The 1,554-nt window shown below is 35.6% G+C and carries 1 protein-coding gene; it reads left to right on the forward strand.

Going from position 1 to position 1,554, the window contains the following annotated elements; translation table 11 throughout:
- Positions 1–439: 439 nt before the first annotated feature.
- A complete protein-coding gene (locus MMY95_RS15515; RefSeq protein WP_041142903.1) occupies positions 440–1,288 on the forward strand; it encodes a DegV family protein in 849 nt (282 codons plus the stop codon).
- Positions 1,289–1,554 lie beyond the last annotated feature (266 nt).

Below are 1,554 nucleotides of genomic sequence, written 5' to 3' on the forward strand. Positions count from 1 at the left end.
ATCAGGCTATGCTGACAAATTTGTCCAAAAATTCGGATTAAATTTGCAATCTACCATTTACACAAGATATTTTACGCTCTCGTTTGTACTTTTCACACACTTAAACACACCAAGTTATTGTTCCCATGACAATAGCTTGGCGTGTTTTATTGTTTAAAAATGGCAAATAGAAAGTTTAATTTGATCAGTCTTGAAAACTTGAGCTGCTTTGATTTTTCCAGTACTAAGGTGTCCTCTGTAGGCGCAATTTTGTTAGTTGCTCTTTCCCATTTGTTTATGTGGATGGTTTGAATTTACAGGTCTACGCGACTCACACCGTAAAAAGTTATAATCAGAAGCCAACTTCAAAAATCTATCATGGAATAATAGTAGTATTGACAGCCTCATAATATAGTCTAAAATACCATTTATAAGGTTATCAGTACTATATGGAGGGAAAATGAAAAAAATTGGACTATTAGTCGATTCCGCATCAGATATTCCCGCGGAAATAAAAAATCAAGTAAATGTTGAAGTTGTTCCCTTAGTTGTGACAGCAAACAACCACGGGTATCTGGATCGTGTGACTATTCAACCTCAGGAAGTGTATCAACTAATTGAAGATGGTTATATTCCTAAAACAGCTAGTCCAACTCTTGGACTGGTATCACAATATATCAAAAAATTGCAGCAACGAGGTTATAAAAAAATCATTGCTATTACAATCTCCAGCGGCTTATCAGTTACAAATAAGGTTTTTAAAATAGCTTCTGAAAATGTCAATAACGCAATCATAACAGTTATTGATTCAAAAAGTATTGGTATTGGTAGTGGATTGATTGCAGCATACGCAGAAGACTTAATTAATGCTAATTATGATTACCAAGAAATCACTAAGCGAGTTCAACAGTCCGTGCTAAAAAGTAAAGTCTATTTTTATATTGCAACATTAAAATATCTTAGAATTGGCGGTAGGATTGGCAAAGTGGCTGGGATGGTGGGATCAGTTTTAAATATTAAACCAGTCATATCGTGCGACTCAGATGGCATATATTACCCAGTAGCAAAAGCTCGTTCTGAAAAGAAAGCAATTTCAAGGTTATTAAAGCTGGCTATCGAAGATGCTTCAACAAACGAAAGTTTTAGGCTTGCAGTCGCTCAGGGCAATGACAAAGCGATTTCAAGTCATGTACTAACCGAACTTAGAAATAGCTTTCCAAAACATACCATTTATACTGGTGATGTTTCCCCAGCATTATGTGTACACACAGGCCCAGGGCTAATTGGAATTGCAGTTCAGATTGATTAATATTTCTGTGCAAGGAGGATGACTAAGTTGCCTTTCGCTAAAAATAATTTCCCGAGATTACCGTTATGGAGCGAATTACCAAGCTTCAATTTACATTTGGATCAATTATTAGACATCACCAATTCTTTTGTTGAACCCATGATTGAGGAAAAAATTACCAAGACAATGGGTAGATTGTAAAATTAATCCGAACGCTGTTCGGACAAAAAAAATCAGCTTCCTTTAAAATGGTGTTTACCACAAACCCATCTTTTAGGAGCTGATCT

Source organism: Lactiplantibacillus sp. ME-2 (genome assembly GCF_022549155.1).
GTDB lineage: Bacteria > Bacillota > Bacilli > Lactobacillales > Lactobacillaceae > Lactiplantibacillus > Lactiplantibacillus plantarum.